The following is a 24,605-nucleotide window of genomic DNA, read 5'->3' on the forward strand; positions in this document are numbered from 1 at the left end:
CCCCCGAAAAATTCCTGTCCACTTGATCAGCTTTCGAATTTGGATTTTGTCCTTACACCAAACAGGGAAAGGGCGCAGAATCTGGCGTGGGACGCCTTGACACAGGTCAGCGTTGCGTTGCATTGGCCTCTCGCTTTCTACATACTTGCGGCCGATTTCTACCTATAAAAATACTTAAACCGTGGAACCTTAGAATGAGCACAGCAATCAGTCCGACTGCTTATAACTATAAGGTAGTCCGCCAGTTCGCCATCATGACGGTGGTCTGGGGGATCCTTGGCATGGGGCTCGGGGTGTTCATCGCCTCGCAATTGGTCTGGCCGGAATTGAACTTCGGCTTGCCCTGGACGACCTTCGGTCGCCTGCGCCCGCTGCACACCAACCTGGTGATCTTCGCCTTCGGCGGCTGTGCATTGTTTGCCACCTCCTACTATGTCGTGCAGCGAACCTGCCAGACGCGACTGATCTCAGACGGCCTCGCCGCCTTCACCTTCTGGGGTTGGCAAGCGGTCATCGTGAGCGCCATCGTCACCCTGCCCCTGGGCTACACCACCACCAAGGAATACGCCGAGCTGGAATGGCCCATCGCCATTTTGCTGGCGATTGTGTGGGTCACCTACGCCGTGGTGTTCTTCGGCACCATCGTCAAGCGCAAGACCAAGCACATCTATGTGGGCAACTGGTTCTACGGGGCGTTTATCCTGGTGACGGCGATGCTGCACATCGTCAACCACGCCTCCTTGCCGGTGAACCTGTTCAAGTCCTACTCGGCCTACGCCGGGGCGACGGACGCGATGATCCAGTGGTGGTACGGCCACAACGCGGTGGGTTTTTTCCTGACTACCGGTTTTCTGGGGATGATGTACTACTTCGTGCCTAAACAGGCCGAACGTCCTATTTACTCGTACCGTTTGTCCATCGTGCACTTCTGGGCGCTGATCACCCTGTACATCTGGGCAGGCCCCCACCACTTGCACTACACCGCGCTGCCGGATTGGGCGCAGTCGTTGGGCATGGCGATGTCGATTATCCTGCTGGCCCCGAGTTGGGGCGGCATGATCAACGGCATGATGACCCTCTCGGGCGCCTGGCATAAATTGCGCACCGACCCGATCCTGCGCTTCCTCGTGGTCTCCCTGGCGTTCTACGGCATGTCGACCTTCGAAGGGCCGATGATGGCGATCAAGACCGTCAACTCGCTGTCCCACTACACCGACTGGACCATCGGCCACGTACACGCCGGCGCCCTCGGTTGGGTAGCGATGATCTCTATCGGCGCGATCTACCACATGATCCCAAGACTGTTCGGCCGCGTGCAGATGCACAGCGTCGGGCTGATCAATGCGCACTTCTGGCTGGCCACCATCGGCACCGTGCTCTACATCGCCTCGATGTGGGTCAACGGCATCACCCAGGGCCTGATGTGGCGTGCAATCAACGATGACGGCACCCTCACCTACTCGTTCGTCGAAGCGCTGCAAGCCAGCCACCCGGGCTTTATCGTGCGCGCCTTGGGCGGCGCATTCTTTGCCTCCGGTATGTTCCTGATGGCCTACAACGTCTGGCGCACCGTGCGTGCCTCTGACCCTGCAGAAGCCGAAGCCGCCGCCAAGATTGCCGTTGTGGGAGCCCACTGATGAAGCATGAAGTAGTCGAGAAGAATATCGGCCTGCTGGCCTTCTTCATGGTCATCGCCGTGAGCATCGGCGGCCTGACCCAGATCGTTCCGCTGTTTTTCCAGGACGTGACCAACAAGCCGGTCGAAGGCATGAAGCCACGCACCGCCCTTGAGCTGGAAGGCCGCGACGTTTACATCGCCAACGGGTGCGTGGGCTGCCACTCGCAGATGATCCGCCCGTTCCGCGCCGAAACCGAACGCTACGGCCACTATTCGGTGGCCGGTGAAAGCGTGTGGGACCACCCGTTCCTGTGGGGTTCCAAACGTACCGGGCCAGACCTGGCCCGTGTGGGTGGGCGTTACTCCGATGACTGGCAACGTGCGCACTTGTACAACCCGCGCAACGTGGTGCCTGAGTCGAAAATGCCGGCGTACCCGTTCCTCGTGGAAAACAAGCTCGACGGCAAGGACACCGCCAAGAAGATGGAAGTCTTGCGCACCCTGGGCGTGCCCTACACCGATGAAGACATCGCCGGTGCAGCCGCAGCCGTGAAGGGCAAGACCGAAATGGACGCATTGGTGGCCTACCTGCAAGGCCTTGGCACCCTCATCAAAAGCAAACGGTGACCTTCATGGATATCGGGATGATTCGTGGCCTGGGCACCGTTGTGGTGATGGTGGCCTTTATCGGCCTGGCGCTGTGGGTGTTCAGCCCGCGGCGCAAGTCGGAGTTTGACGACGCAACCATGCTGCCCTTCGCGGATGACCCCGAAGCCATCAAGCACGTCGAGCAAGCTTCTAGGAGTAACAAAGAATGACTACGTTCTGGAGTCTGTACGTCACAGTCCTCAGTCTGGGTACCATCTTCGCCCTGACCTGGCTGCTGCTGTCGACCCGCAAGGGCCAGCGCGCCGAGCAAACCGACGAGACCGTCGGCCACTCGTTCGATGGCATCGAGGAGTACGACAACCCGCTGCCCAAGTGGTGGTTCATGCTGTTCGTCGGCACCATCATCTTCGCCCTGGGTTACCTGGTGCTGTACCCCGGCCTGGGCAACTGGAAGGGCCTGCTGCCGGGCTACAACTACCTCGACACCGACAAGCAAACCCCCTTCGCCAATGGCCAGACCGGCTGGACCGGCGTGCACGAATGGGAAAAGGAAATGGCCAAGTCGGACGCCAAGTTCGGCCCGATCTTCGCCAAATTCGCCTCGATGCCGATTGAAGAAGTCGCCAAAGACCCGCAAGCCTTGAAGATGGGCGGCCGTTTGTTCGCCTCCAACTGCTCGGTGTGCCACGGTTCCGACGCCAAGGGTGCCTATGGTTTTCCCAACCTGACCGACGCTGATTGGCGCTGGGGCGGCGCGCCCGAGACCATCAAGGAAACCATCATGAAGGGCCGTCACGCCGCCATGCCGGGCTGGCTTGATAGCTTGAAAGAACAAGGTGTCAGCGACGTGGCTGCGTATGTAGTCACCAACCTCGACGGCCGCAAGCTGCCGGAAGGCGCCAAGGCCGACGTGGCCAACGGCGAGAAAATCTTCGGCACCTACTGCGTCGCCTGCCACGGCCCACAAGGCAAAGGCACCCCGGCCCTGGGCGCGCCTGACCTGACTCACCCTGGCGCGTTCATCTACGGTTCGAGCTTTGCCCAACTGCAACAGACCATCCGCTTCGGTCGCCAGGGCCAGATGCCGGCGCAGGAGCAATTGCAGGGTAATGACAAGGTGCACTTGTTGGCGGCTTATGTTTACAGCTTGTCCCATGGGGATAAGAAGGCGCAGGAGCAGTAAGGCTGTTGTGGATGACTAAAACCACAACAAATCAATGTGGGAGGGGGCTTGCCCCCGATGGCGGCGGGTCAGTTACAGCTGCACTGACTGACACACTGCTATCGGGAGCAAGCCCCCTCCCACATTGGATACTCGGTGTTTTGACGACCGGGTCAGCCAAAACCGACCATACTTGCCAATTCAATTGATCCAGATCATAGAGGTCGCACCCGTTCAACCTCATCGGGGGCGTATCATGACGCCACTGCAAGACCTTTAATTTGACCCCGGCCGGCACGTACTGGCCGAGGCAAATCTCCACCGCCGTGGGATGCAATGATGAGCAACCAAATACCGGTACACGACGTTACCCCCCCAGCCAAAACCGTCGACCTCTACGCCTCGCGCGAGAAAATCTACACCCGCGCCTTCACCGGCCTGTTCCGCAATTTGCGCATGCTCGGCGGTGCCGGGCTGTTCCTGCTGTACTTCGGCACGGTGTGGCTGAACTGGGGCGGTCATCAGGCGGTGTGGTGGAACCTGCCGGAGCGTAAATTCTTCATTTTTGGCGCGACCTTCTGGCCCCAGGACTTCATCCTGCTGTCGGGCATTCTCATCGTTGCGGCTTTTGGCCTGTTCTTCATTACCGTCTACGCCGGCCGCGTGTGGTGCGGTTATACCTGCCCGCAAAGCGTGTGGACGTGGATCTTCATGTGGTGCGAAAAAGTCACCGAAGGCGACCGCAACCAACGCATCAAACTCGACAAGGCGCCAATGAGCGCCAACAAATTCCTGCGCAAATTCAGCAAGCACACCTTGTGGCTGCTGATCGGCCTGGTCACCGGCCTGACGTTTGTCGGCTACTTCTCGCCGATCCGCGAACTGGTGGTCGACTTCTTCACCGGCCAGGCCGATGGTTGGTCGTATTTCTGGGTGGGTTTCTTCACCCTCGCCACCTACGGCAACGCCGGCTGGCTGCGCGAACAGGTGTGCATCTACATGTGCCCGTATGCACGCTTCCAGAGCGTGATGTTCGACAAGGACACCCTGATCGTTTCCTACGACCCACGCCGTGGCGAACTGCGTGGCCCACGTAAAAAAGGCAGCGACTACAAAGCCGAAGGCCTGGGGGACTGCATCGATTGCACGATGTGCGTGCAGGTGTGCCCTACCGGTATCGACATCCGCGACGGCCTGCAAATCGAGTGCATCGGCTGCGCCGCGTGTATCGATGCCTGCGACAACATTATGGACAAGATGGAGTACCCACGCGGCCTGATCAGCTACACCACCGAGCACAACCTGTCCGGGCAGAAAACCCATAAGCTGCGCCCACGCCTGATCGGTTATGCGCTGGTGTTGCTGGCGATGATCAGCCTGTTGGTGGCCGCCTTCTTCATGCGCTCACTGGTGGGTTTCGACGTGAGCAAAGACCGCGTGCTCTACCGCGAAAACGCCGAAGGCCGCATCGAAAACGTCTACAGCCTCAAGATCATGAACAAAGACCAACGCGACCACACCTACGTGCTCGATGCCGGTGGCCTGCCCGACCTCAAGCTGCAAGGCCGCCGTGAAATCAAAGTGGCCGCCGGCGATATCGTCAGCATGCCGGTTGAGTTGTCGAGTGCGCCGGAGCAATTGCCGTCGAGCACCAACGAGGTCAAATTCATCCTCACCGACGCCGATGACGCCAGCGTGCGTATTGAAGCCAAGAGCCGATTCATCGGCCCACAAGTCCGCTAAAGAAGAGAGCTGAACAATGCCCGTAGCAACTGCCGCAAGCCCTTGGTACAAGCATCTCTGGCCCTGGATCATCATTGCCATCCTGGCCTGTTCGGTGACGTTGACCCTGTCCATGGTGACCATCGCGGTGAACAACCCGGACAACCTGGTCAACGACAACTACTACGAGGCCGGCAAAGGCATCAACCGCTCCCTGGACCGCGAACGGCTGGCCCAGACCCTGCAATTGCGCGCCAAGCTGCACCTGGACGAATTGACCGGTGAAGTCGAGTTGAACCTCACGGGCTACAGCAACCCCAACACCCTGGAACTCAATCTGATTTCCCCGACCCAGCCAGACAAAGACCGCAAGATCAACCTGGCCCGCAGCGACAGCGAGCCTGGCCGCTATATCGGCCAAGTCACCGACAAGGTCGAAGGGCGGCGTTTTGTCGAGTTGCTCGGAGTAGAAGGTGACAAGACCTGGCGCCTGTTCGAAGAAGAAGAGGTCAGCCATGACAAGGATTTGCTGTTGGGGGATGAGCCTCTACAGGGTGCTGAAGACCTGAAAAAGTAAACAGCCTGCGCTTCGCGCATCGGGGGCAAGCCCCCTCCCACAGGGGATCGCGGTGTCCATGTGGGAGGGGCGGTGCGACGGTTCGACTTGCCCCCGATGAGGCCCTCCCAGCCACCAAAGATTCCAGCTCATGACCACCCCCTGCTACCACTGCGCCCTCCCCGTCCCCTCCGGCAGCCGTTTCACCACGGTCATCTTCGGTGAGCGCCGCGAACTCTGCTGCCCCGGCTGCCAGGCCGTGGCCGAAGCAATCGTGGCCGGCGGGCTGGAAAGCTACTACCAACACCGCAGCGAAGCCTCGGCCAACCCCGAGGCGCTGCCGGTGCAGTTGGTGGACGAACTGGCCCTGTACGACCGCGCCGACGTGCAAAAAACCTTCGTACGCCACGCAGGCGAACTCGCCGAAACCACCCTGTTGATGGAAGGCATCAGCTGCGCCGCCTGTGGCTGGCTGATCGAAAAACACCTGCGCAGCCTGCCCGCCGTGGCCGAGGCACGGCTGAACCTGTCCAACCATCGCCTGCACGTAAGCTGGGCCGACGAGCAATTGCCGTTGAGCCAACTGCTCAGCGAGCTGCGCCATATCGGCTACGCCGCCCACCCCTATCAGGCCGACCGCGCTGCCGAACAACTGGCCAGCGAAAACCGCCGCGCCTTGCGCCAATTGGGTGTGGCCGGGCTGTTGTGGTTCCAGGCAATGATGGCAACCATGGCCACCTGGCCGGAATTCAATATCGACCTGAGCCCGGAGCTGCACGTAATCCTGCGTTGGGTGGCGATGTTTCTGACCACGCCCATCGTGTTCTACAGCTGCGCGCCGTTTTTCAAAGGCGCGATGCGTGATCTGCGTACCCGCCACCTGACCATGGATGTGTCGGTGTCCCTGGCCATCGGCGGTGCCTACCTGGCCGGCATCTGGACCGCGATCACCGGCGTCGGCGAGTTGTATTTCGATGCGGTGGGCATGTTTGCGCTGTTCCTGCTGGCCGGTCGCTACCTGGAACGTCGCGCCCGCGAGCGCACCGCCGCCGCCACCGCGCAGTTGGTCAATTTGCTGCCCGCCTCGTGCCTGCGCTTGAAGGCTGACGGTCAGAGCGAACGTATTCTGCTCAGCGAGCTGGCCCTGGGCGACCGCGTGCTGGTGCATCCCGGCGCCGTGCTGCCAGCGGACGGGGTGATTCTGGAGGGCCAGTCGAGCGTCGACGAATCCCTGCTCACCGGTGAATATCTGCCACAGCCACGTCAGGTCGGGGATGTAGTCACCGCCGGCACCCTCAACGTCGAAGGCGCGCTGACGGTCCAAGTGCGCGCCCTCGGGCATGACACCCGACTGTCCGCCATCGTGCGCTTGCTGGAGCGGGCCCAGGCCGAGAAACCGCGCCTGGCGCAGATCGCCGACCGCGCCGCGCAGTGGTTCCTGCTGTGCTCGTTAATCACCGCTGCGGTGATCGGCCTGGTGTGGTGGCAACTGGATTCAGCGCGGGCCTTCTGGATTGTACTGGCGATGCTGGTTGCGACCTGCCCGTGCGCACTGTCGCTGGCCACCCCCACAGCACTCACCGCCGCCACCGGCACCTTGCACAAACTTGGGCTACTGCTGACCCGCGGCCATGTGCTCGAAGGCCTGAACCAGATAGACACGGTGATTTTCGACAAGACCGGCACCCTCACCGAAGGCCGCCTGGCACTGCGGGCAATCCGCCCCTTGGGCGCGCTGGGCAGCGACGACTGCCTGAGCCTGGCCGCCGCCCTCGAAAACCGCTCCGAACACCCAATTGCCCGTGCCTTTGGCCGCGCGCCACTGGCCGCTGAAGAAGTGCTCAGTGCACCTGGCCTCGGCCTGGAAGGTTGCGTGGGCGAGCGCCAGTTGCGCATTGGCCAACCGGGCTTTGTCTGCGCATTGAGCGGCTGCCAGATCCCACCCTCGCCGGACGAAGCCGGGCAGTGGCTGCTATTGGGCGATACCCACGGCGCCCTCGCCTGGTTCGTACTCGACGACCGCCTGCGCAGCGATGCCCCCGCCCTGCTGGCCGCCTGCAAGGCCCGTGGCTGGCGCACGCTGCTGCTGTCGGGGGACACCTCGCCGATGGTGGCCAGTGTCGCTGCCGAACTGGGCATCGACGAAGCCCATGGCGGGCTGCGCCCCGACGACAAGCTGCACGTGCTGCAACAGCTGCACCGCGAAGGCCGCACAGTGCTGATGCTCGGCGATGGCGTGAACGATGTGCCCGTGCTCGCCGCTGCGGATATCAGCGTCGCCATGGGTTCGGCCACCGACCTGGCCAAGACCAGTGCCGATGCGGTGTTGCTGTCTAACCGCCTCGACGCCCTGGTGCAAGCCTTCAGCCTGGCGCGACGCACCCGCCGGGTCATCCTTGAAAACCTGCTGTGGGCCGGGCTGTACAATGGCCTTATGCTGCCGTTTGCCGCCCTGGGTTGGATCACGCCAATTTGGGCCGCGGTGGGCATGTCCCTCAGCTCATTGATCGTGGTGCTCAACGCCCTGCGCCTGACTCGCCAGCCGAACGCGCCGGCCGCCAGCGCCCCCACATTAACCCGCCCGCTGCCGGCTTGAGCCGCGTGGGCATGGAGTGCAGATGCCAGCTCTATACGTGATGATTCCGGCGGCGCTGCTGTTAGTCGGCGTTGCGATCTACATCTTCTTCTGGGCGGTGGACAGCGGCCAGTACGACGACCTCGACGGCCCGGCCCACAGCGTGTTGTTCGACGACCAGGACCCTAACCACCTGGCCGGCGTCGAAGAAGCCAACCACTCCGGACAATCGCCCGACCAACCGCCCAAAGACCCGCCCCATGCTTGAGCTGGCGCCGCTGTTGGTTTCGGCATTGATCCTCGGCCTGCTAGGGGGCGGTCACTGCCTGGGCATGTGCGGCGGGCTGATGGGCGCGCTGACGCTGGCCATCCCCAAAGAACAACGCAGCCGCCGCTTTCGCCTGCTGTTGGCGTACAACGTGGGGCGCATCCTCAGCTACAGCACCGCCGGCGTATTGATCGGCCTGGCGGGCTGGGCCGTGGCAAACAGCCCTGCGGCGATGTTCATGCGCGTGCTCGCCGGGTTGTTGCTGATCAGCATGGGCTTGTACCTGGCCGGTTGGTGGAGCGGCCTAACCCGTATCGAAGCCCTCGGGCGCGGCCTGTGGCGGCATATACAGCCGGTTGCCAGCCGTTTGCTGCCGGTGTCCAGCCTGCCTCGCGCGTTGCTGCTGGGCGCGTTGTGGGGCTGGCTGCCGTGCGGTTTGGTCTACAGCACCCTGCTGTGGGCTGCGAGCCAGGGCAATGCGATCGACAGCGGCTTGTTGATGCTGGCGTTCGGCCTGGGTACCTGGCCGGTGCTGCTGGCGACCGGTTTGGCGGCAGAACGGGTCACGGCGCTACTGTGCAAACGCAGCGTGCGTATGGCCGGCGGCTTGCTGGTTATTCTGTTCGGGATCTGGACGTTGCCGGGGCCACACCAGCATTGGCTAATGGGCCATTAAAAGGCCATGTGGCATAGCGCCGCTCCCCGTTGATGCAAATCAAGATGCCACCCCTGCCAGGCCCCTAGACTCGGCCCACTAGCCAATCCGGGGGACCGCCCGCATGCTCGACGCCATTCGTTGGGACACCGATCTGATTCATCGCTACGACCTGGCGGGACCGCGCTACACGTCCTACCCCACCGCCGTCCAATTCGCCAGCCAGGTCGGCACCTTCGACCTGCTCCACGCCCTGCGCGAGAGCCGCAAGGCCGTGCGGCCATTGTCGCTGTATGTGCACGTGCCGTTTTGCGCCAACATTTGCTACTACTGCGCGTGTAACAAAGTCATTACCAAAGACCGTGGCCGCGCCCATGCCTACCTGCAACGCCTGGAGCAAGAAATCCAGTTGGTGGCCTGCCATCTCGACCCCAAACAGCCGGTGGAGCAACTGCACTTCGGCGGTGGCACCCCGACATTCCTCAGCCACGACGAACTGCGCCAGGTCATGGGCCGCCTGCGCCAGCACTTCAACTTGCTGGACGACGACTCCGGCGACTACGGCATCGAGATCGACCCCCGCGAAGCCGACTGGGCCACCATGGGCCTGCTGCGCGAGCTGGGCTTCAACCGCGTGAGCATCGGCCTGCAAGACCTCGACCCCGACGTGCAACGGGCGGTCAATCGCCTGCAAAGCCTGGAAGAAACCCGCGCCGTGATCGACGCCGCACGCACCCTGCAATTTCGCTCGATCAATATCGACCTGATCTACGGCCTGCCCAAGCAGACCCCGTTGAATTTTGCGCGCACCGTTGAAGAGGTGATTCGCCTGCAACCGGACCGCCTGTCGGTGTTCAACTATGCGCACCTGCCGGAGCGATTCATGCCCCAGCGGCGCATCAACACCGACGACCTGCCCTCCCCGGCCGAAAAACTGCTGATGCTGCAAACCACCATCGAGCAACTGACCCAGGCCGGCTACCGCTACATCGGCATGGACCACTTTGCCCTGCCGGATGACGAACTGGCCATCGCCCAGGAGGAAGGCACCCTGCAACGCAATTTCCAGGGCTATACCACCCACGGCCATTGCGACCTGATCGGCCTGGGCGTGTCGGCCATCAGCCAGATCGGTGACCTGTACTGCCAGAACAACAGCGACCTCAACGGCTATCAGAACACCCTGGCCGGTGCGCAATTGGCCACCAGCCGTGGCCTGGTGTGCACCTCGGACGACCGGTTGCGCCGGGAAGTAATCCAGCAGTTGATCTGTAATTTCAGCCTGGAATTCGAGAAGGTCGAACAGGCATTCAACATTGATTTTCGCGGGTACTTTGACGACGTCTGGCCACAGCTTGAAGCCATGGCCGCCGACGGTCTGATCGACCTCGACGCCGATGGCATTCAGGTACTACCGGCCGGGCGGTTGCTGGTGAGGTCGGTGTGCATGGTGTTCGACGCCCACTTGGAACATCAGAACCGGCAGCGGTTTTCGAAGGTGATCTAAGTGCGATTACTTCATGGCCAGGCTGGCAGCCTTTATCGCTTGCTCAGCGGTCATGTCTTTCATGGCCTTGGTGAGGGAGGCCTGGGCGCTGGTCAAACTGGCCTGCAACGCGCCTAACGCCGATTGCAGGGCCGAGACCTTGGCTTGCGCCTGCTCGGGGCTGAGGGTTTTGTCAGCCATCACCGCCATCATTTCGGCCTGTTTCTCGGCGATCTGCTTCTTGATCTCGCGGATCATTTTCAGCAGTTGCTGGACGTTTTCGGCCAGGCCACTGTCATCGATATCACTGCTGGAGGCTTTCTCGGCCGCAGACGCTTTCATCGCCGCACCGGAAATAACCACTGAGACACCGGGTTTGGTTTCATCGACCGAGGGCGCGTCGGCGGTCGCGCCTTGGGCAGTCGTCTTTTTGGTTTCTGGCGTTGTCGCGACCTGGGTGCGTAACGCCAAGTCGAGCGTTAAGGAAGCCATTTTGCAAACCTGCGGGTTATGGATTGACAACAGGCCATCGGCACAGCGTGAAAATTCTTTATACCCCTGCCGGTTTTTTGTACAGGCTGGCCTCAGCCTCCCCCAGTGCGTTACCCTTACGTCTTATGTGTGTTTTCCCACAAGGATTTAAGAAATGTCCGAGCCAGTTAAACTGCGCGCTCACAGCCAGGCTCATTGCAAGGATTGCAGCCTGGCCCCCCTCTGCTTGCCACTTTCGTTGAATTTGGAAGACATGGATGCGCTGGACGACATCGTTAAACGTGGCCGCCCGCTGAAAAAAGGTGAATTCCTGTTCCGTCAGGGCGACAAGTTCGACGCCGTCTATGCAGTGCGTTCGGGCGCATTGAAGACCTTCAGCCTGAGCGACAGCGGCGAAGAGCAGATCACCGGTTTTCACCTGCCCAGCGAGCTGGTCGGGCTGTCGGGCATGGACACCGAGATGCACCCGGTGTCGGCCCAGGCGCTGGAGACCACGTCTGTGTGCGAAATCCCCTTCGAACGCCTGGATGAACTGGCCCTGCAACTGCCACAACTGCGCCGCCAACTGATGCGGGTGATGAGCCGCGAGATCCGTGACGACCAGCAGATGATGCTACTGCTGTCGAAAAAGACCGCCGACGAGCGCATCGCCACGTTTCTGGTCAACCTGTCGGCACGTTTTCGTGCACGAGGTTTCTCGGCCAACCAGTTCCGCCTGAGCATGTCGCGCAATGAAATCGGCAATTACCTGGGCCTGGCGGTAGAAACCGTGTCCCGCGTCTTCACCCGTTTTCAGCAGAACGAGCTGATCGCCGCCGAGGGCAAAGAAGTGCATATTCTCGACCCGATCCAGCTGTGTGCGCTGGCCGGTGGCTCGCTGGAGGGCTGATACAGACACTGCGGCCGCGCCAATCGGCGAGGCCGCAGGTATACTTCGAGTCCGTTTCCAGCCCAGGACTCTTCGACGATGACCTTCGATTCGTTCGACATCAAATCCCTGATTCGCCCCGTCATCGACTTCCCCAAGCCTGGGGTGATTTTTCGTGACATCACGCCCCTGTTCCAATCGCCCCGCGCCCTGCGACTGGTGGCAGACAGCTTTGCCCAACGTTATGTCGAGGCCGATTTCAGCCATATCGGCGCGATGGATGCGCGAGGCTTTTTGATCGGCTCGATCATCGCCTACCAACTCAATAAGCCGCTGATCCTGTTCCGCAAACAGGGCAAGTTGCCGGCTGACGTGCTGGCCGAGGGCTACCAGACCGAGTACGGCGAGGCCTTCCTGGAAGTGCACGCCGACAGCCTGTGCGAAGGTGATTCGGTGCTGATGTTTGATGACCTGATCGCCACCGGCGGAACGTTGATTGCGGCGGCGAACCTGGTGAGGCGCATGGGGGCGAGGATTTTTGAAGCGGCGGCGATTATTGATTTGCCGGAGCTGGGTGGATCGCAGCGCTTGGAAGATATGGGGATTCCGACGTTTTGCCTGACGCAGTTTGGTTTGACTGAGCAATAATTTTTTTTGCCTTTGCTGGCCTCATCGGGGGCAAGTCGAATCGTCGCACCGCCCCTCCCACACTTGACCGCATACATCTTTTGGAATGAGGTCGAATGTGGGAGGGAGCTTGCCCCCGATGGCGGTGGGTCAGCCACTGAATCTTTTGACTTTACAGCGCGATGGGTTTGCGACCCGCGAAGGAATGCGCCAGCGTGCCGCCATCCACCAACTCCAGCTCCCCACCCAACGGCACGCCGTGGGCGATACGCGAAGTGATCAGGCCTTTGTTGCTCAACAGTTGGGCGATGTAATGGGCCGTGGCCTCACCTTCCACCGTGGGGTTGGTGGCCAGGATCACTTCGGTAAAGGTGCCCTGCTCTTCAATACGCGCCACCAACTGCGGAATACCGATAGCTTCCGGGCCCAGGCCGTCCAGCGGTGACAGGTGGCCCTTGAGCACAAAATAGCGCCCGCGGTAGCCGGTCTGCTCCACCGCGTACACGTCCATAGGGCCTTCCACCACGCACAGCAAGGTGTCGTCGCGGCGCGGGTCGGCGCATTGCGGGCAGAGGTCTTCCTCGGTGAGGGTGCGGCACTGGCGGCAGTGGCCAACGCCGGTCATGGCCTGGCTCAGGGCCTGGGCCAACCGGGTGCCACCGCTGCGGTCACGCTCCAGCAGTTGCAGCGCCATGCGCTGGGCGGTTTTCTGGCCCACGCCCGGCAAGGTGCGCAGGGCGTCGATCAGTTGGCGAATCAGGGGGCTGAAGCTCATGGGCGAAGGGTCCGACAAAACAACGAGACGCGGTTTATACCCGCGCCTCGGATTAGCGTCAAATGCTCAATCCTGCGCGACCCGCACCACTAACTTGCCGAAGTTGCGCCCCTCAAGCAAACCGATAAAGGCTTCGGGCGCCTGTTCAAGGCCGTCCACCACGTCTTCACGGAATTTCACCTTGCCTTCACGCACCCACGGCGCCATGGCACTGATGAACTCCGGCTGACGGTCGCCGTAGTCGTCAAACACGATAAAGCCCTGGATGCGCACGCGTTTGGTCAACAAGGTGCGTTGCAGTGCCGGCAAGCGGTCCGGACCGCTGGGCGGCTGGTGGGCGTTGTAGCCGGCGATCAGCCCGCACAGCGGAATACGCGCCTTGGGGTTGAGCAGCGGCACCACCGCGTCGAACACCTTGCCGCCGACGTTTTCGAAGTAGATGTCCACGCCCTTAAAGCAGGCCTGGGCCAATTCATCGGCAAAGTCATCGCTCTTGTGGTCGATACAGGCATCAAAACCCAGCTCGTCCACGACATAGCGGCACTTGTCGGCGCCGCCCGCGATACCCACGACGCGCAGGCCCTTGAGTTTGGCCACCTGCCCCACCACCGAGCCCACCGCGCCAGACGCCGCTGCCACCACCAGGGTTTCCCCGGCCTTTGGCTGGCCGATGTCCATCAGGCCCATGTAGGCGGTCATCCCCGGCATACCCAGCACACCGACCGCCATGGACGGGCTGGCCAGGCCCTTGGGTACCGGCATCAGGTTGCTGCCATCGGAAATACTGTGGCTCTGCCAGCCCGTCGAACCGACCACCAAGTCACCGACTTCGAACTTGGGATTACGCGATTGCTCGATACGGCTTACAGCCCCGCCGGTCATCACGTCGTCGATTTCCACAGGCGCTGCGTAGGACGGTGCATCGCTCATGCGTCCGCGCATATAGGGGTCGAGGGACAGGTACAGGGTCTTGAGCAACACCTGGCCGTCTGCCAACTCCGGCAGGTTGATACGCTCCAGGCGGAAGTTTTCCGGGGTTGGCGCACCTTGGGGGCGTGAGACCAGGACAATGCGCTGGTTCAAAATCGGTTGTTGAGGCATCAGGGGCTCCTTTATCGAATCCATCGGTATAGGGTGCAGACCCTATTTGGGGTGCCAGGGTTCTATTGGATCAGCACATACAAAAATGCCAGGCACTGGGCCTGGCATTGGAGCATAGCTAACGCTCACCAATCAGAACGGCAGCTTCATGCCCGGCGGCAGTTGCATGCCAGCGGTCACGCCGCCCATTTTTTCCTGGCTGTTGGCTTCGATCTTGCGCACGGCATCGTTGACGGCCGCGGCGAACAGCGCTTCGAGCATTTCCAGGTCATCTTCGCCCACACCTGGCAGTACGCTTGGGTCGATGCTCACGCGCTTGATGTCGTGACGACCGGTCATGACCACGCTGACCATATCGCCACCGGCTTTACCGGTGACTTCGGCGTTGGCCAGTTCTTCCTGCATCTTGGCCATTTTTTCCTGCATCTGCTGCGCCTGCTTCATCAGGCCGGCCATGCCACCTTTCATCATGGGGAATTACCTCAAAGTACGTGGATCAAGTAAGTAGCCCGGTGTCAGGACGCCTGGGGCACCGGGGCTTCGACAGGTTCAATAGTATCGTGACGGACGACCGCACCGAACTGTTGCATCATTTGTTGGATAAGCGGGTCGCCATGGATCGAGTCTTCAGCTTCGCGCTGGCGGTTGATACGTCGGCGGGTCGCGGCCTGGGCGGGGGTTTCCTGCTCGGGCTTGATCAACTCGATGGCGATGGTCAGCGTGCGCTCATGGTACTGGTTCAGGGCATCGTTGAGGCGACGTTGCTGGGTGGCGTTGAACAGGGCGCTGTGGGCCGGGTCCAGGTGCAACAGCCAGTGGTCGCCGTCGATGGAGATCAGGGTGCAGTTGGCGGCGATGCTGCCGGTCATGCCCGAGATCGGCAGTTTCGGGAACAACTCCAGCCATTGCAGGGCAAGACCGGTGGCCGGCGCCGCAGCGGGTTCGGCCTCGGGCTCGGGGGCCGGCTCGGCAGTGTGCTCGCTGGCCAGGTCGTCCAGGTAGCTATAGGCCGAATCCATGTCCGGCTCGATGTAGTCTTCGTCCAGCGGCGGCTCGTCATCGTCGATAGCGGGAACGGCTGCTTCAACCTGGGCGACGGTCGGTTCGGGCACGGGCGCAGAAACCCACTCCGGCGCGGCGGGCACGACGCTGTCTGGGGTTGGCGCAGGCATCGGCGTCAATTCTGGCTGCTCGCCGATGGTTTCCAACACAGGCTCTACGGCGGGTTGCAGCTCGACTTCGGCCTCAGCCTCGGCTTCTACCGGGTCATTCCACGGCAGATCGACAACAGGCTCAGGCTCGCCAACCGGTTCCGGTTTTACCTCGACTACAGGCGCAGGCTCAGGAGCCTGAACAGGCGCAGCAACTACTGGCGCGACGACCGCCGCGCCAGCCACGGATTTGGCGGAATCAACTGTGGCCTGGCTGATCCCCACTGGCTTTAGCGGCTGTCTCGGCGCGTCTGCCGAGTCGGCTGGCCGGAACGCCAGCATCCGCAGCAGGACCATTTCAAAACCGCCACGCGGGTCCGGTGCCAGGGGCAAGTCCCTGCGGCCGATCAGGCCCATCTGGTAGTAGAACTGCACATCTTCGGCCGGCAGCGCCTGGGCCAGAGCCAACACGCGGTCGCGGTCACCATGACCGTTGTCGACCCCTTCAGGCAGCGCCTGGGCGATGGCCACGCGGTGCAGCACGTTGAGAATTTCCGAGAGCACGCCGTTCCAGTCCGGGCCTTGCTCCGACAGGTGGCGCACGGCTTCTAGCAACGCCTTGGCGTCGCCCTCGATCAGCGCGTGTAGCACATCGAAGACCTGGCCGTGGTCGAGGGTGCCAAGCATGGCGCGCACATCGGCGGCCATGACCTTGCCTTCACCAAAGGCGATGGCCTGGTCGGTGAGGCTCATGGCATCACGCATCGACCCATCGGCGGCACGACCGAGCAGCCACAGCGCGTCGTCTTCGAACGGTACGTTCTCGACGCCCAGCACGTGGGTCAAATGCTCGACCACGCGCTCGGGGGTCATGTTTTTCAGGGAGAACTGCAGGCATCGCGACAGAATGGTTGCAGGAAGTTTCTGCGGGTCGGTGGTGGCCAGGATGAATTTGACGTAGGGCGGCGGCTCTTCCAGGGTTTTCAACAGGGCGTTGAAGGAGTGGCTGGACAGCATGTGCACTTCGTCGATCAGGTAGACCTTGAAGCGGCCACGGCTTGGCGCGTACTGCACGTTGTCGAGCAACTCGCGGGTGTCTTCGACCTTGGTGCGGCTCGCGGCGTCGATCTCGATCAGGTCGACGAAGCGGCCTTCGTCGATTTCCCGGCACACCGAGCAGGTGCCGCAAGGCGTGGAAGTGATACCGGTTTCACAGTTCAGGCATTTGGCGATGATGCGCGCAATGGTGGTCTTGCCCACCCCACGGGTACCGGTGAACAGGTAGGCGTGGTGCAGCCGCTGGCTGTCCAAGGCATTGATCAGAGCCTTGAGCACATGGGTCTGGCCGACCATTTCGCGGAACGAGCGCGGACGCCATTTACGTGCAAGAACCTGATAACTCATCGAAAACCGTCGCAACTGGGAAACAGAAGCCGGTAATGCTAGCGGAGCAAGGGGGAAATTGCATCCGGCACGCTCGCCTAATCTGACTAAGCTCATCGCACTGGCCTTGAAAAGGCCTGAACCCGGAGAGTGTATGCGCGTAGTCCTGGGCGCTTTATGGATAATCACCACGGCAAGCCTGGCGGCACCCGCACCGCTGCGTTTTTCGGTTTCCGACAGTTGGGCGATGCCCATGGTGCAACTGGACAACGGCCAGCCCACCCAAGGCATCCTGTATGACCTGATGTCGAGCCTGGCTACCCAGGTCGGGCACCCGGCCGAGTTCCACGTACTGGCCCGTGCGCGCATCGCAGCGGCCATGGAGCACGGCGACATTGATGTGCGTTGCTATGTCGCCCAGGCCTGGGTCGACAACATGTCCGGCGACTACACGTGGAGCATACCGCTGTGGGTGCAGCGCAACCTGCTGGTTGCCACCCACGTCCCGACGCAAGCGGTGCAGGTCGACACACTGGCGCCGCAGTTGATTGGCACCGTGCTCAACTACCGCTACGCCACCCTAGAACCATTGTTTGCCAGCGGCCAGCTCACCCGCGACGACGCGCGCAGTGAAGAACAGGTGCTGCACAAGTTGGTGGCTGGGCGCTTCAAGTACGCGGTCACCAATGAATGGATCCTGGAGCGGTTCAACCAGCACCTGCCGCCCGGTCGACGCCTGCATAAAATCGCCGTAATCGATGAACAGAGCCTGGGCTGTACCGTACGCAACGACCCAAATGTGCCGGTGCAGCGCATTTTGCGCACGCTGTTGCGGATGAAGATGTCTGGCGAGATTGACGACATTATCAAGCTGTACACCGGAGAGAGCGCATCCAGTGTTTCTCCAGACTGACTGCCGCCACACTGGCCAGTACGATCACCCCGCCCATCACGACCTGCAAGGCAATAGGCTCACCGAGCAAGGTCGCCGCCATCAGCATCGCCACTGGCGGGATCAGGTACATCGCCACCGACGCCCGGCTGACGTCGACATGTTTCAACACATAACCCCAGGCCAGGTAGGCCAGGGCACTCGGGAAGATGCCCAGCACCAGCACCGCCAGGTTCTGGGCCAACGGCGCCTGTATCACGGCGGCGGGCAGGCCCGGCAGGTTCACCAGGAGCATCAAGGTGCCCGCCCACACCATGTAGCACGCCATGGTCAACGGGCTGTAGCGATGGGCGTAGCGTTTCTGGATGGCGAAATACACGCTCCACGCCACCGCCGCCAGCAGGATCAGCAAGCCGCGGGGGTCAATATCGCCCAGGCCATGATCGCCCCAGATCACCACCAGCACACCGAGCAACCCCAGCAGCACACAGCCCCAGCGCCAGGCGCTGACCCGCTCGTTCAAGCAAAAAAACGCGATCAGCACGCTGAACAGCGGCGCCGACTGCGCCAGTACGCTGGAGGCCGCCGCCGTAACGAATTGCTGCCCGTAGTTGAGGCTGGTGTGGTGCAGGAACACCCCGAAAAAACCCAGCACCAGTAGCCATGGCAAATCCCGCAGGTTCGGTCGGCCGATCCCCATCACCAACGCCACCCCAGCCATAAACACCGACGCAATCAAGAACCGCAGCAGCGCCAACTGTCCTGGGCTGTAGCTGTGCAGCCCCATGTGTACGCCAATTGGCGAATAGGCCCAACAGAGGATGACGCTGGCAATGACTAGCGTAAGCTTCACGGGTGACGGAGGATTCATCGACGGTATCCAGAAACGGAGAAGGAATACCGTCAGTCTTGAGCCGGGCAAGGCCTAGGACAATTAACCGTTTCTGACTTCTGAAATCACTGGAACTGAACAATGGAACTGGCCCAACTGAAAATGGTGCGAGCCGTGGCGCAAACCGGCAGCGTGGCCCAGGCTGCCGTGCAACTGCATTGCGTACCGTCCAATATCACCACGCGCATCAAGCAACTGGAAAACGAGTTGGGCACCCCGCTGTTTATCCGCGCAGGGCGTGGGCTGGCCATCAGTGCCGCCGGTGAGATCTTTCTGGAGTACTGCGAGCGCATACTGGCGCTTGTGGATGAATCCAAACGCGCCGTCGATGCCAACGCCATCCCCCGTGGCACGTTGCGCATCGGTGCGGTGGAGTCCAGCGCCAGCGGGCGGCTGCCGCCCTTGCTGGCGGAATATCACCGACGCTACCCGCACGTCAGCCTCGAACTGGTGACCGGCGCCTGGGGCCAGTTGCTCGATGACTTGCAACACCACCGCCTGGACGTGGCGCTGGTGGCGTCTGGCGGCAAACGCGCCAAGCTCGAACACAGCGTGGTCTACAGCGAACGGCTGGTGCTGATCGCCAGCGCTTCCAGCGAACCGATCCGCAGCGCCGCCGACCTGGCTGGCCGCACCCTGCTGGTGTGGCCGCCCGGCTGCCCTTACCGCGCAGCGCTGGAAAACTGGGTCAAGCCACACGACTTCAAGCCCGGCATTGCCAGCTATGCCAGTTGGGGCACGATTATTGGTTGCGTGAGTGCGGGGATCGGCGTGGCGTTGGCGCCAGAGGGCATCCTGGCGCGCTATGAGCAGGCCACTCAATTGTCATCCTATCGGTTTGAGGAGTTGCAGGCGGTGGACAACCTATTGTTTTGGCACAAAGACACACAACGCCACCTCGCCCGTGATGCGTTTGCCGGCTTGCTGCGAGAGACTTTCGGCTAACCAGCAACATCTTGTTTCATGTATCCTTCCGCGCAATTAATTCAAAATGTAAGGGACTACCATGAATTACTTCCGCCTGCTAATGGTGGCGGCCGCCCTGAGCCTGCCTGTTGCGCCCGCTTTTGCTGCCAAGCCACCCGCCCCCGTCGAAGAAAGCGCGCCTGCCGAAACCGCTGAGAACTTCCTCGCTTCGCTCAAGCAAAAGACCGGCACCGTTACCCTGCCCAGTGGCATTGCCACCCTCAAGCTCAACGACGAGTTCTATTACCTCGACCCTGCCGACACCGAGCGCCTGCTGACCGACGGCTGGGGCAACCCGCCGGGCTTCAAGACCCTGGGCATGATCGTGCCGAAAGCTGTCAGCCCATTGTCAGAACGCGGATGGGGCGTGATCGTCAGCTACAAGGCCGACGGCCACATTTCTGACGAGGACGCGGCAAAAATCGACTACGCCGACCTGCTCAAGCAAATGCAGGAAGAAGACGAAGCCGACAACGCAGAGCGTCAGAAACAAGGCTACGCCGGCCTGCACCTGTTGGGCTGGGCCGAGCCGCCGCACTACGACGACACCACCCACAAGATGTACTGGGCCCGCGAGCTGAAAGCCGACGATGCCGAGCAGAACACCCTCAACTACAGCATTCGTGTGCTGGGGCGTGAAGGTGTGCTGGAACTCAACGCCGTTGCCGCCATGGCCGACCTGCCCACTATCAAGCAGGAACTGCCCAAGGTACTGGCCTTTACCAACTTCACCGACGGCAACCTGTACACCGACTTCAATCCGAAAACCGACAAGCTGGCCACCTACGGCTTGGCAGCACTGGTCGCCGGCGGGATCGCGGCCAAGGCCGGGCTGTTTGCCAAGATCGGTATCTTCCTGCTGGCGGCGAAGAAGTTTCTGGTGATCGGCGTCGTGGCGCTGTTCGCGGTGATCCGCAAGTTGTTCAATCGCAACAAGGCTTAAACCCATCCCCATGAAAACGCCGCAACGGGCCAAGCCCGTTGCGGCGTTTTTTTATGGGTTCAATTCTGCGCCGGGGCACGGGTTGACGATGGCGAACTCATCCACATTCGCCATCCCCGGCGTATAACCGGGCCTTGTGACATAGCGCGTGACCTTGCGACCGGTGAGCTTCACAAAAGAGCCCTCGACACCCGTGAACACCTTCTGCTGCTTGCCGGTCAGGTAATCGAAGATCTTCAATTTCATTGGGATATTCATCTGACCACCCGGCGTGATGGGCGCCAGCATGAAGGCGTCGCTTTTGGTGAACACATAGAAGATTTCGGGCTTGTCACGACCCTCCGTCACCTTCGCGCACATCACCTCATCGACTTTCAGGGTTCTAACCGGCACGTAGGTTTTGTTCTGATAGAGGCTGAGAATAAACCCCTGCTTGGTCAGCACACCCAACCCCTGAGTGGCGGTACAAATCTCTGCCAGCCCATAGGTATAGGGGCACCAGTTGGTTTCGGTGATGCCGATGATATCGGCCGGCGCAACGCCCAGATCGTGTTCGATGCGAGCCCGGTCTTCGGGGCTTTGATAGGGGATCATCACGCAGCCGGGCAAACCCAGCACCAGTGCGGACAATAGAACGAGGGACGAAAAACGCATGCGGGACCTCCATGTCTACGGGAGGCGCATCCTACGCGAGTCGGCCGCCGGTAAGACAGCCGACTTTAAGTGATTGCAGGTGGCGTGGCTTAGCCTTTGGGCGCTGCCAGGCGACGGTATTGATCCTGGCTGATCCAGCCGGTGAACGAGCGGTCATCGGCGTTGATGAACTCGACCTGGGCCCAGCCATTCTTGAAGGCCAGTACGCCGACCACATCGTCCTTGACGATATAAGGGCGCTTGGAGGCCTTGGCAGTTGGGGTTTTCAGCAGGTAGGCCTTGTCCGCAGACACCGTGACCAAGCCGATCCATTTTTTGTTGGCGGTCTGGGTCAGGTCCAGGCCGGTAGCGATCTCCGGCATCAACACATTGATGCAACCGGGATGCTGACGGCCCTGCTCCACAGTCAAGGTCACGCCATCGGACGAAGGCGCCACGCTGCCGGGATAGGCATCATCGAGCCAAGTGGTCAGCGCGCCGGGCTTGCCTTGCAAGAAGAACGCGCAACTGCGGGTAACGCCCTCGCCCATGGATTCGGAGTAGAAACCCTCAACCTTTTGATCCGGCGTCACCGCCAGCATCAGCCCTTCGTACTTGCCCGAATGCAATGCGCTGGACCCGGCAAACGCAGGCACTACGCTAAACAACGACAACACACCCACTGCCAGAAAACGGATCATCTTATTTTTTCCCTTCAAGTTTTTCGTAGGCCTTTTGCATAAGGACGTCATAGTTGCCGTAGTCCTCGCCGTTATAGTTACGCGCCATGCCGGTAAAATCTTTAGCCTTCATGGCTTTCATCAACGCCGGGCTCTTGCTGCAAAAGCCGAGAAACGCCTTTAGTTGGTTGCCCGCATTGACTTTTAATGCCGCCGAAAACTCAAACACGGTCTTGTAACCGCACGACGCGAAGTTAAAACCCATGATCTGAAACATGCCCCAGGACGCCGACATCAATGCAGCTTCCTGGTCTAGGGCAAATGCCGTGGCCATGGTTTCCCAAGCTTTGGTTTGGTCCTTGTTATTGGCTTGCCACTGCGGCCCGGCCTTTTTCTTGTAGGGGTAAGACAGCAGCGGGTGGGCCTGGTCGTAGATGTGCTTGGTGTACTTGCGAAACAGGTGCCCTTCGAAGGCGATCACCGGCAACTTGGCCGGCCCGAAGCCCGAACGCCCGCCGGATTCGACGGTGGCGAAGGCCTTGATGATATTCACCGAAATGCCACTGCCCAACTGCGTGGCAGCGTTCTGGAAGTCGGTCTCGCTGAGGGTCATGCCGCCGTCGCACGTGGCCTGTAGCATCAATTGCCGGTTACGCCGCTCGGCCTCGATCATGGCGCGCATGCGGTCCAAGTACACATTGACCGTGGCCTGCACTGCATCGCCCTGGTTCGTGGCGAACACATTCAGGAAACTTGGGATACGCATGCTCGGGAATGACTGTACCGGCACTTTCACGGCTTCTTCGATCAAGCTGTTGAAGGTGCGGCCGGTGGGATCGATCACGCCATCGGGGTGGGCGTACTTGAGATGACGGAACTGATATTGGCTGATGCACTGCACCAACTGGCCGTCGCACTTGCCGTTTTCCACCAAAGGAAAACCCAGCTTGGGGACGATCAAATTGAATAGATACTGGATGCACTGAACATCGGCGGGCAAGTTGCGGGCTTTTCCGGGCGCGCCTACCGACGCACTGATAAGACGGGGCAACCCTTGCAGGCTTTTCATCACAGACATCCTTGTTAGTTAAAGAAGTGATAGCACTTCAATATCAGTTTTGCACCACCGTCATATTTTGAAACAAGTGGCGAGCGGAAACTAACAAGGCGATTTTGGCTTGTAAAGCGGCGAGATTAAAAGTTGTGAAAGAACCCGCACAGGCCCAGGCATTTGCATTTAAACGGAGTATTGGGAGACGTCTTGCGCTACTGTCAGTCGCGCAAAATGCCCCTGACGCACCCATTCAAGGATTGAAATGAAAGCCACACTGCTAGTTTTGTCTGCCCTGCTTCTACTTGGCGGCTGCGCCATGCCGCGCGCCAACGTCGCCACCCCGTCGAGCCCCTCGATTGCGGAAACAAAGTCGGTGCAGTTCGCGGGCAAGACGTTCGTGCTGAAATTCCAGAAGCCAGGCCTGTGGGAGTACTTCCCCGCAGAAGAAAGCGTTGATGCCTGGACTGAAATGGTCGATTTCACCGTAGTCCCTCGCGAGATGAACCACCTCAAGCCCCTCGACATCGGCAAACGCGCAATCGCGCTTCACCAGCAAGAAAACCCGAACCTGCCGGCAATGCTGCTGACAGACAACAGAACCGGGGTCGATTACGCGATGATGTTTTTTCCCAACTCACTGCGCAAAGACGGGCAATTCTCGGAGATCAGCTATTTCAAGTATTACAAGGACGGCGCCACCGGCCAGACCATCATCTTTCACTTCGCCAGGAATATTCCAAAACCGAATGATCCGTCGGACAGCGCCGAAAAAGTAGGCCAGGAGATACCGCCGCTGATCGAAGCCTTTCCGCTTTACCGGCCGTAATGCCGTTAAGCGCACAGCACAAATCGATTCGCGGGCAGTGATTGCCAGCAAAACGTCTATAAAATTTGGATTTTGAAGGGGGTTGCAAGGAGAGCGTTATGGAGGCAACCCCACCAGCCACACCCCGGCACACAATGTTCCCGCTGTGGCTGCTGCCTTCCGGCTCTGACCAGGTTCACGGGTAATCGTTGCGGGAGGGACCGATGGGGTCACCGTTTAAAGCTTTAAAAAATGCAACCACTAATGGTACCGAATGCTGCTGGTATGACTCACACATGTGTTACAAATCAGTTTACGCACATAGGTAACAGTTTTTAAATGGCAGGGACCAAACTCAATAGTCAGACGCATATTAAGACAATTACGTTCTGTGGCAATTACAACCCATCATTGCTGAACCCGTTGAACATCCGACTCAGCCAGCTCTCGGCTTCCAGAATTGACGAAAGCTCCACATCTATAATATTAACAACTCGCTCAGGGAACTCAAGATTGTAAAAATCTTAGGAAATTAGGAACTTCAACAACCAGCCCTCTACAACATTAAGGTATTTTACGGACAACTTAAAATAGCCAATCAAATTCGACAGGTATAGAAAGGACATTCACATTCAAATAGCTGAGTGAAACTACTCCCCGAGCACCGGGGAGCAGCTATAAATTAAAAATGT

General features: G+C 60.4%; 25 protein-coding genes and 1 other RNA gene. 16 read left to right on the forward strand and 10 right to left on the reverse strand.

Annotated features, from left to right (window positions below):
* The first annotated feature begins 194 nt into the window (after positions 1 to 194).
* From ccoN to hemN, 10 genes are all read left to right on the forward strand, one after another.
* Entirely contained in the window at positions 195 to 1,637 is a 1,443-nt protein-coding gene (gene ccoN / locus ICY20_RS13935; protein ID WP_159958380.1) for a cytochrome-c oxidase, cbb3-type subunit I, read from the forward strand.
* Positions 1,637 to 2,245, forward strand: a complete 609-nt coding sequence (gene ccoO, locus ICY20_RS13940; protein ID WP_025854274.1) for a cytochrome-c oxidase, cbb3-type subunit II — start codon at positions 1,637 to 1,639, stop codon at positions 2,243 to 2,245. The genes ccoN and ccoO overlap by 1 nt, the downstream gene beginning before the upstream one ends.
* 5 nt (positions 2,246 to 2,250) lie before the next feature.
* Entirely contained in the window at positions 2,251 to 2,436 is a 186-nt protein-coding gene (locus ICY20_RS13945; RefSeq protein ID WP_003193169.1) for a CcoQ/FixQ family Cbb3-type cytochrome c oxidase assembly chaperone, read from the forward strand.
* Positions 2,433 to 3,410, forward strand: a complete 978-nt coding sequence (ccoP, locus tag ICY20_RS13950) for a cytochrome-c oxidase, cbb3-type subunit III (protein WP_159958382.1) — start codon at positions 2,433 to 2,435, stop codon at positions 3,408 to 3,410. Before ICY20_RS13945 ends, ccoP begins: the two co-directional genes overlap by 4 nt.
* Before the next feature lie 318 nt (positions 3,411 to 3,728).
* Entirely contained in the window at positions 3,729 to 5,132 is a 1,404-nt protein-coding gene (gene ccoG / locus ICY20_RS13955; protein WP_159958384.1) for a cytochrome c oxidase accessory protein CcoG, read from the forward strand.
* Between the two features lie 16 nt (positions 5,133 to 5,148).
* Positions 5,149 to 5,688 carry a FixH family protein gene (locus ICY20_RS13960; protein WP_159958386.1) on the forward strand — a complete coding sequence of 180 codons (540 nt, stop codon included), beginning with the start codon at positions 5,149 to 5,151 and terminating at the stop codon, positions 5,686 to 5,688.
* 130 nt (positions 5,689 to 5,818) lie between these two features.
* Entirely contained in the window at positions 5,819 to 8,263 is a 2,445-nt protein-coding gene (locus tag ICY20_RS13965) for a heavy metal translocating P-type ATPase (RefSeq protein ID WP_194937738.1), read from the forward strand.
* 22 nt (positions 8,264 to 8,285) lie between these two features.
* Positions 8,286 to 8,510 (forward strand): cbb3-type cytochrome oxidase assembly protein CcoS, encoded by a 225-nt coding sequence (ccoS, locus tag ICY20_RS13970; RefSeq protein WP_159958390.1) that lies wholly within the window; start codon positions 8,286 to 8,288, stop codon positions 8,508 to 8,510.
* The gene (locus ICY20_RS13975; RefSeq protein ID WP_194937739.1) at positions 8,503 to 9,186 is read left to right on the forward strand and encodes a sulfite exporter TauE/SafE family protein; all 684 of its coding nucleotides are present in this window, start codon (positions 8,503 to 8,505) and stop codon (positions 9,184 to 9,186) included. Before ccoS ends, ICY20_RS13975 begins: the two co-directional genes overlap by 8 nt.
* Before the next feature lie 103 nt (positions 9,187 to 9,289).
* Entirely contained in the window at positions 9,290 to 10,672 is a 1,383-nt protein-coding gene (gene hemN, locus ICY20_RS13980) for an oxygen-independent coproporphyrinogen III oxidase (RefSeq protein WP_159958394.1), read from the forward strand.
* A gap of 6 nt (positions 10,673 to 10,678) precedes the next feature.
* Here the strand turns inward: hemN and ICY20_RS13985 are convergent, their stop codons facing one another.
* The gene (locus ICY20_RS13985) at positions 10,679 to 11,143 is read right to left on the reverse strand and encodes a hypothetical protein (RefSeq protein ID WP_194937740.1); all 465 of its coding nucleotides are present in this window, start codon (positions 11,141 to 11,143) and stop codon (positions 10,679 to 10,681) included.
* 154 nt (positions 11,144 to 11,297) lie between these two features.
* Here ICY20_RS13985 and fnr point away from each other — a divergent pair, with 154 nt between their 5' ends.
* Positions 11,298 to 12,032 carry a fumarate/nitrate reduction transcriptional regulator Fnr gene (gene fnr, locus ICY20_RS13990; protein ID WP_159958398.1) on the forward strand — a complete coding sequence of 245 codons (735 nt, stop codon included), beginning with the start codon at positions 11,298 to 11,300 and terminating at the stop codon, positions 12,030 to 12,032.
* A gap of 78 nt (positions 12,033 to 12,110) precedes the next feature.
* Entirely contained in the window at positions 12,111 to 12,659 is a 549-nt protein-coding gene (locus ICY20_RS13995; RefSeq protein ID WP_194937741.1) for an adenine phosphoribosyltransferase, read from the forward strand.
* A 151-nt stretch (positions 12,660 to 12,810) separates the two neighbouring features.
* Here the strand turns inward: ICY20_RS13995 and recR are convergent, their stop codons facing one another.
* The 4 genes from recR to dnaX form a co-directional block, all read right to left on the reverse strand.
* Positions 12,811 to 13,413 carry a recombination mediator RecR gene (recR, locus tag ICY20_RS14000; RefSeq protein WP_032887656.1) on the reverse strand — a complete coding sequence of 201 codons (603 nt, stop codon included), beginning with the start codon at positions 13,411 to 13,413 and terminating at the stop codon, positions 12,811 to 12,813.
* A gap of 66 nt (positions 13,414 to 13,479) precedes the next feature.
* Entirely contained in the window at positions 13,480 to 14,514 is a 1,035-nt protein-coding gene (locus ICY20_RS14005; protein WP_194937742.1) for an NADP-dependent oxidoreductase, read from the reverse strand.
* A 132-nt stretch (positions 14,515 to 14,646) separates the two neighbouring features.
* Entirely contained in the window at positions 14,647 to 14,985 is a 339-nt protein-coding gene (locus ICY20_RS14010; RefSeq protein WP_003175481.1) for a YbaB/EbfC family nucleoid-associated protein, read from the reverse strand.
* 44 nt (positions 14,986 to 15,029) lie between these two features.
* Complete coding sequence (gene dnaX, locus ICY20_RS14015; protein WP_194937743.1) at positions 15,030 to 17,069, reverse strand: DNA polymerase III subunit gamma/tau; 2,040 nt, start codon at positions 17,067 to 17,069, stop codon at positions 15,030 to 15,032.
* 133 nt (positions 17,070 to 17,202) lie between these two features.
* Here dnaX and ICY20_RS14020 point away from each other — a divergent pair, with 133 nt between their 5' ends.
* Complete coding sequence (locus tag ICY20_RS14020) at positions 17,203 to 17,961, forward strand: substrate-binding periplasmic protein (RefSeq protein ID WP_159958406.1); 759 nt, start codon at positions 17,203 to 17,205, stop codon at positions 17,959 to 17,961.
* Here ICY20_RS14020 and ICY20_RS14025 read toward each other — a convergent pair.
* Positions 17,915 to 18,811: a DMT family transporter gene (locus tag ICY20_RS14025; protein ID WP_194937744.1), complete on the reverse strand. Its 897-nt coding sequence runs from the start codon at positions 18,809 to 18,811 to the stop codon at positions 17,915 to 17,917. The genes ICY20_RS14020 and ICY20_RS14025 overlap by 47 nt on opposite strands.
* Before the next feature lie 102 nt (positions 18,812 to 18,913).
* Between ICY20_RS14025 and ICY20_RS14030 the strand changes: the two genes are divergently transcribed.
* The gene (locus ICY20_RS14030; RefSeq protein ID WP_159958410.1) at positions 18,914 to 19,777 is read left to right on the forward strand and encodes a LysR family transcriptional regulator; all 864 of its coding nucleotides are present in this window, start codon (positions 18,914 to 18,916) and stop codon (positions 19,775 to 19,777) included.
* A gap of 61 nt (positions 19,778 to 19,838) precedes the next feature.
* On the forward strand, positions 19,839 to 20,741 hold the full coding sequence (locus tag ICY20_RS14035; protein ID WP_194937745.1) for a DUF2167 domain-containing protein: 903 nt from the start codon (positions 19,839 to 19,841) through the stop codon (positions 20,739 to 20,741).
* Positions 20,742 to 20,792: 51 nt separating this feature from the next.
* On the opposite strand, the gene ICY20_RS14040 is transcribed toward ICY20_RS14035, so the two are convergent.
* The 3 genes from ICY20_RS14040 to ICY20_RS14050 form a co-directional block, all read right to left on the reverse strand.
* A complete protein-coding gene (locus ICY20_RS14040) occupies positions 20,793 to 21,395 on the reverse strand; it encodes a hypothetical protein (protein ID WP_194937746.1) in 603 nt (200 codons plus the stop codon).
* Positions 21,396 to 21,484: 89 nt separating this feature from the next.
* Entirely contained in the window at positions 21,485 to 22,075 is a 591-nt protein-coding gene (locus ICY20_RS14045) for a hypothetical protein (protein WP_194937747.1), read from the reverse strand.
* Position 22,076: 1 nt separating this feature from the next.
* Positions 22,077 to 23,123 (reverse strand): N-acetylmuramidase family protein, encoded by a 1,047-nt coding sequence (locus tag ICY20_RS14050; protein ID WP_194937748.1) that lies wholly within the window; start codon positions 23,121 to 23,123, stop codon positions 22,077 to 22,079.
* A gap of 247 nt (positions 23,124 to 23,370) precedes the next feature.
* Between ICY20_RS14050 and ICY20_RS14055 the strand changes: the two genes are divergently transcribed.
* Positions 23,371 to 23,934 carry a hypothetical protein gene (locus ICY20_RS14055; RefSeq protein WP_194937749.1) on the forward strand — a complete coding sequence of 188 codons (564 nt, stop codon included), beginning with the start codon at positions 23,371 to 23,373 and terminating at the stop codon, positions 23,932 to 23,934.
* A 108-nt stretch (positions 23,935 to 24,042) separates the two neighbouring features.
* On the opposite strand, the gene ffs is transcribed toward ICY20_RS14055, so the two are convergent.
* Positions 24,043 to 24,140: signal recognition particle sRNA small type (gene ffs, locus ICY20_RS14060), an RNA gene on the reverse strand.
* Between the last annotated feature and the right edge of the window lie 465 nt (positions 24,141 to 24,605).

Source organism: Pseudomonas pisciculturae, from assembly GCF_015461805.1.
Classification (GTDB): Bacteria; Pseudomonadota; Gammaproteobacteria; order Pseudomonadales; family Pseudomonadaceae; genus Aquipseudomonas; species Aquipseudomonas pisciculturae.

What these genes read in the sequence shown, in the direction of transcription:
- ccoN (WP_159958380.1), top strand. Translation starts at nt 195, where the DNA reads ATGAGCACAGCAATCAGTCCGACTGCTTATAACTATAAGGTAGTCCGC.
- ccoO (WP_025854274.1), top strand. Translation starts at nt 1,637, where the DNA reads ATGAAGCATGAAGTAGTCGAGAAGAATATCGGCCTGCTGGCCTTCTTC.
- ICY20_RS13945 (WP_003193169.1), top strand. Translation starts at nt 2,251, where the DNA reads ATGGATATCGGGATGATTCGTGGCCTGGGCACCGTTGTGGTGATGGTG.
- ccoP (WP_159958382.1), top strand. Translation starts at nt 2,433, where the DNA reads ATGACTACGTTCTGGAGTCTGTACGTCACAGTCCTCAGTCTGGGTACC.
- ccoG (WP_159958384.1), top strand. Translation starts at nt 3,729, where the DNA reads ATGAGCAACCAAATACCGGTACACGACGTTACCCCCCCAGCCAAAACC.
- ICY20_RS13960 (WP_159958386.1), top strand. Translation starts at nt 5,149, where the DNA reads ATGCCCGTAGCAACTGCCGCAAGCCCTTGGTACAAGCATCTCTGGCCC.
- ICY20_RS13965 (WP_194937738.1), top strand. Translation starts at nt 5,819, where the DNA reads ATGACCACCCCCTGCTACCACTGCGCCCTCCCCGTCCCCTCCGGCAGC.
- ccoS (WP_159958390.1), top strand. Translation starts at nt 8,286, where the DNA reads ATGCCAGCTCTATACGTGATGATTCCGGCGGCGCTGCTGTTAGTCGGC.
- ICY20_RS13975 (WP_194937739.1), top strand. Translation starts at nt 8,503, where the DNA reads ATGCTTGAGCTGGCGCCGCTGTTGGTTTCGGCATTGATCCTCGGCCTG.
- hemN (WP_159958394.1), top strand. Translation starts at nt 9,290, where the DNA reads ATGCTCGACGCCATTCGTTGGGACACCGATCTGATTCATCGCTACGAC.
- ICY20_RS13985 (WP_194937740.1), bottom strand. Translation starts at nt 11,143, where the DNA reads ATGGCTTCCTTAACGCTCGACTTGGCGTTACGCACCCAGGTCGCGACA.
- fnr (WP_159958398.1), top strand. Translation starts at nt 11,298, where the DNA reads ATGTCCGAGCCAGTTAAACTGCGCGCTCACAGCCAGGCTCATTGCAAG.
- ICY20_RS13995 (WP_194937741.1), top strand. Translation starts at nt 12,111, where the DNA reads ATGACCTTCGATTCGTTCGACATCAAATCCCTGATTCGCCCCGTCATC.
- recR (WP_032887656.1), bottom strand. Translation starts at nt 13,413, where the DNA reads ATGAGCTTCAGCCCCCTGATTCGCCAACTGATCGACGCCCTGCGCACC.
- ICY20_RS14005 (WP_194937742.1), bottom strand. Translation starts at nt 14,514, where the DNA reads ATGCCTCAACAACCGATTTTGAACCAGCGCATTGTCCTGGTCTCACGC.
- ICY20_RS14010 (WP_003175481.1), bottom strand. Translation starts at nt 14,985, where the DNA reads ATGATGAAAGGTGGCATGGCCGGCCTGATGAAGCAGGCGCAGCAGATG.
- dnaX (WP_194937743.1), bottom strand. Translation starts at nt 17,069, where the DNA reads ATGAGTTATCAGGTTCTTGCACGTAAATGGCGTCCGCGCTCGTTCCGC.
- ICY20_RS14020 (WP_159958406.1), top strand. Translation starts at nt 17,203, where the DNA reads ATGCGCGTAGTCCTGGGCGCTTTATGGATAATCACCACGGCAAGCCTG.
- ICY20_RS14025 (WP_194937744.1), bottom strand. Translation starts at nt 18,811, where the DNA reads ATGAATCCTCCGTCACCCGTGAAGCTTACGCTAGTCATTGCCAGCGTC.
- ICY20_RS14030 (WP_159958410.1), top strand. Translation starts at nt 18,914, where the DNA reads ATGGAACTGGCCCAACTGAAAATGGTGCGAGCCGTGGCGCAAACCGGC.
- ICY20_RS14035 (WP_194937745.1), top strand. Translation starts at nt 19,839, where the DNA reads ATGAATTACTTCCGCCTGCTAATGGTGGCGGCCGCCCTGAGCCTGCCT.
- ICY20_RS14040 (WP_194937746.1), bottom strand. Translation starts at nt 21,395, where the DNA reads ATGCGTTTTTCGTCCCTCGTTCTATTGTCCGCACTGGTGCTGGGTTTG.
- ICY20_RS14045 (WP_194937747.1), bottom strand. Translation starts at nt 22,075, where the DNA reads ATGATCCGTTTTCTGGCAGTGGGTGTGTTGTCGTTGTTTAGCGTAGTG.
- ICY20_RS14050 (WP_194937748.1), bottom strand. Translation starts at nt 23,123, where the DNA reads ATGAAAAGCCTGCAAGGGTTGCCCCGTCTTATCAGTGCGTCGGTAGGC.
- ICY20_RS14055 (WP_194937749.1), top strand. Translation starts at nt 23,371, where the DNA reads ATGAAAGCCACACTGCTAGTTTTGTCTGCCCTGCTTCTACTTGGCGGC.